5 protein-coding genes are annotated in these 3,900 nt (G+C 73.7%); all 5 read left to right on the top strand.

Annotated elements, in window-relative coordinates; genetic code table 11:
- On the top strand, window positions 1-253 hold a 253-nt coding region (locus AB7U92_RS23320; RefSeq protein WP_428582605.1), incomplete at its 5' end, for a hypothetical protein.
- On the top strand, window positions 250-1,302 hold the full coding sequence (locus tag AB7U92_RS23315; protein WP_428582603.1) for a vWA domain-containing protein: 1,053 nt from the start codon (window positions 250-252) through the stop codon (window positions 1,300-1,302). The genes AB7U92_RS23320 and AB7U92_RS23315, both read left to right, overlap by 4 nt.
- Window positions 1,293-1,838 carry an MxaK protein gene (locus AB7U92_RS23310; protein WP_428582601.1) on the top strand — a complete coding sequence of 182 codons (546 nt, stop codon included), beginning with the start codon at window positions 1,293-1,295 and terminating at the stop codon, window positions 1,836-1,838. The genes AB7U92_RS23315 and AB7U92_RS23310 overlap by 10 nt, the downstream gene beginning before the upstream one ends.
- The gene (locus AB7U92_RS23305; protein ID WP_428582599.1) at window positions 1,835-2,827 is read left to right on the top strand and encodes a vWA domain-containing protein; all 993 of its coding nucleotides are present in this window, start codon (window positions 1,835-1,837) and stop codon (window positions 2,825-2,827) included. The genes AB7U92_RS23310 and AB7U92_RS23305 overlap by 4 nt, the downstream gene beginning before the upstream one ends.
- Window positions 2,828-3,010: 183 nt before the next feature.
- Window positions 3,011-3,900, top strand: an 890-nt coding sequence (locus AB7U92_RS23300; RefSeq protein ID WP_428582597.1) for a hypothetical protein, incomplete at its 3' end; no start/stop codon positions are given.

The raw sequence follows: 3,900 nt of genomic DNA, 5'->3' as shown, positions 1-3,900 counted from the left end.
GCGCTGGCGGCAGGCCTGCGGGGCGCTGCACGAGGCCCTCCACCGCAGTGCCGGTGAGGTGCTTTTCGAGCGCGGGCTCGACGACTTCGTGCAGCGCCAAGCCGGCTTCGCGCCTCTGCGCGACGACCTGCAGCGCTTCCTGCGCATGACCAGCGCGCAGTTCTTCGGCGGCGCCACGCGCGAGCCCGACGACGGTCGCTGGCTGCAGTCGCTGGCCAGGCGCTGCCGCGATGCCGAGCGAGGCCTGGCATGATCGGCCTCGCTTTCGACGACGCCTGGGTGCTGTGGCTGCTGCCACTGGCGCTGCTCCCGCTGTTCGTTGCCTCGGGCACGCCGCTGTCCAACGGCTGGCTGCGCTTCGCGCCGCGCGATCGTGCGTCGGAGGCGCTCGGCTGGCTGCTGCGCGGCGCCACCACGCTGGCGCTGGCCGCGCTGGTATTCGCGCTGGCTGGGCCGCACCGGCCCGAGTTTCACGTCGAGCGTGTGGGGCAGGGCGCCGAGATCGTGCTGCTGCTCGACCGCAGTCGCAGCATGGACCAGGGCTTCGCACCCGGTGGCGGCCTGCCCGCCGGCATCAGTCCGAACAGCCCGCAGGCGCTCGACTACTACTTCAGCCAGGCTCCGGCGCGGCTGCGCGAGCCCAAGGGCCAGGTCGCACGCCGGCTGCTCGCCGAGTTCACTGCGCAGCGGCCCGACGACCGCTTCGCGCTGGTGGCCTTCAGCACGCTGCCGATGCGGGTGCTCGACTTCACCGCCAAGCGCGAGGTCATCCAGGCGGCCATCGAGGCGGGCAACATCGGCCGCGGCCTGTCGGAGACCAACATCGGCCGCGCACTCGAGGTCGGGTTGCAGATGTTCGAAGGCCGGCCCTACAACGGCTCGCGCATCATCATGCTGGTGTCCGACGGCGGCGACCGCATGGACCCGGAGACGCGCGAGCGCCTTTCGCACATGGCGCGCAAGCAGCGGGTGTCGATCTACTGGATCTACCTTCGCTCGACCAACAGCCCGGGGCTGGCGCTGGCCGCGGGCGATTCGGCGGCCGCAGCCGACAGCGTGCCGGAGTTGCTGCTGCACGCCTTCTTCAACTCCCTGGAGACCCCCTACCGCGCCTACGAGGCGAGCGACTCGGGTGCGCTGCAGCGCGCCATCGACGATGTCAACCGCCAGGAGAAGCTGCCCATCACCTACGACGAGCTGGTGCCACGGCGCGAGCTGGCGCCGTGGGCGCATGCGCTGGCGCTGCTCGCGGTCGTGCTGCTGCTGGCTGCGCGCTCGATGGAGATCCGCCGATGGGCCTGAAGCGCCGCACCATGGTTCGCGCCGCCTGGGCGGCGCTCGGCGTGCTGGCCGTGCTGGCGGCATTCGACGGCTGGCGGGTCGTGCAGGCCGAACGGCTGAACGCGCAGATCGCGGCCGGCACACTGCCGCCGGAAGACGCTGCCGCGCCGCCGGAACTGCGCTTCGCGCACGCCGCCGCACAGGCCGCCAGCGGTGCCCACGAAGCGGCGCTGACGCGCTATGGCGCGCTGCACGCCGACACCCCCGTGGGCCAGGCCGCGCGCTACAACGGCGCCAACCTGCTGCTGCGCCAGGGCATGGCGCTGCGAGCCAGTTCGCAGCCCGGCCAGGCGCTGGCCCTGATCGAGCTGGCCAAGGAGGGCTACCGCGAGGTGCTGCGCCACGATGCCGCCGACTGGGCGGCGCGCTACAACCTCGAGCGCGCCCAGCGGCTCGTTCCCGATCCCGAGGGCGTCGACGAAGAGCCACCCGAGGCGCGGCGCAGCGCCGAGCGCGCCGCCACCACGATGCGCGGCTACTCGCCGGGGCTGCCGTGACGCTGCGCTGGCCGCATCGCGAGACGATGGCGCCGGCCCTGGCGGCGCTGCTGCTGCTGGTCGCGTTCGCCAATCCCACGCTGCCCTGGAAGCGCGCGCTCTACGAGCACGTGGTGGTGCTCGACGTCACGCAGAGCATGAACGTCGAAGACACCTCGCTCGACGGCAAGCCGGCTTCGCGGCTGGCCTTTGCCAAGCGCATGCTGCACGAGGCGCTGGCCGAACTGCCCTGCGGCTCCAGGCTCGGCTGGGCGATCTTCACCGAGTACCGCAGCTACCTGCTCTACACGCCGGTGGAGGTGTGCGCCAACCGCGCCGAGCTGCGCGCCTCGCTGGCCGGCATCGACGGGCGCATGGCCTGGTCGGGCAACAGCGAGATCGCCAAGGGTCTGCACAGCAGCATCGTGGTCGCCAAGGCGCTGCCGTCGCGGCCCTCGGTGGTGTTCGTGACCGATGGCCACGAGTCGCCGCCGCTGAACCCGCGCCACCGGCCGCGCTTCGACGACAAGCCGGGCGAGGTCGCCGGCGTGGTGGTCGGCGTCGGTGAGACCAAGCCTTCGCCGATCCCGAAGCTCGACCCACTCGGCCGGCGCCTGGGCTTCTGGGCGGCCGACGAGGTGGCGCAGGTCGACCCGCGCAGCCTCGGCCGCGGCGCCAGCGTCGGCCAGGAGGCGATGGTCGAGGAGGGCAGCGCACCGCCGGCGGCCGGCCTGGGCGCCACGCCGGGCACCGAGCACCTCTCGGGCCTGCGCGAGCCCTACCTGAGGCTGATCGCCGGCGAGAACGGCCTGGCCTACCACCGGCTGCGCGACGCCTCCGGGCTCTCGCGCGCGTTGCGCGATCCGGCCTCCGCCCGACCGGTGCCGGTGCAGGGTGACCTGCGCGTGCCCCTGGCGGCGCTGGCCGCCTTGGTGCTGCTGGCGCCGCACGCGCTGGCGCTGCACGGGCGCTGGCGGCGGCGGCGGGCGGCGGCGCCGAGGCCGGCCTGACGCCCATCAAGCCGGCGTCGCCGCAGCGTGGTGCATGCCACGGACCGAAATCACGCTCGGTGACCTACAGATATGTCGGCCTGTGCCGAAGAGATGAGTGCTGCCTTAGCCTAGGCGGCATCCCCGAATCACTCGATGACGTCGCACTGGCCGCCTCCCGGCGGCCCTGTCCCTGCCCACGCCATGCTGCCTTCCGTGCCAGCTTCTGCCGACGCCGCCACCGCACCGGTGCGAGCGGCGCAGGGGTCGCTGCCGGACTCGTTGCCTGAGCGCGCGATGCGCGGGGCGTTGCGCGCAGCGCCGAAGGTGATCGCCGCGCTGGCGGTGCTGGTGCCCGCAGCGTTCTTCGGGCTGGCCTCGTGGGCCGACGCGACCTCCGGCCTCAAGGTCCTGCTCGGCGGCGGACTCGTCCTGCTCGCGCTGCGCCTCGCGCACGCGCTGCGCGCGCGCGCGATGTTGCCGCCGCCCCCGGCGGCACGCTGGGTGCCCCAGTACCTCGCCGGCGCGGGCGCGATGTCGCTGTGGTGGGCGGCGCTGCCGTGGCTGGCCTTCGCGGCCGCCGAGCCCGCGGCCCGTGCGGGCGTCGCCGTGCTGATCCTCGCTGCGGCGCTGGCCGAGTCGCTGGCGCTGCGTGCCATGTCCCGCGTGGCCATCGTGCAGGCCGCCGTCACACTGGCGCCGGCCGGCGTGTGGTTGCTCGCGATGGGTGGAGCGGCGGGCTGGGCCGCGTCCGGCGGGCTGTTCGTCGGGCTCGCCATGCTGTCGGCGCTGTGTCTCTCGCGAGACCGGCAGCTTCATGCGCTGATGACCAGCGAGCAGGAGGCGCACCGCCTGTCCGCCGAGGAGGCCGTACAGGCCGAGCGCATCGCCCGGCTGGAGATGGAGCTGGCGCGTGCGGGCGCCGACCTCGAGTCCGCACTGGCCCGTGCTGCCGCCCACGAGGCCTCCGAGCGCGCCGGCCGGGCGCAGTCGGCCGAGCGGCGCACCATCGACCTCGAGAAGCGCTCGCTGGAACTGGCCCGCGAGGCGGTGACCGACCCGCTGACCCTGCTGCCCAACCGCAAGGGCATCAA

Origin of the sequence: Piscinibacter sp. (genome assembly GCF_050175855.1) — a bacterium.
Taxonomy (GTDB): domain Bacteria; phylum Pseudomonadota; class Gammaproteobacteria; order Burkholderiales; family Burkholderiaceae_C; genus Piscinibacter.
Note: the sequence above shows the minus strand (reverse complement) of the source record. Positions and strands in the feature narration are given on the sequence as shown.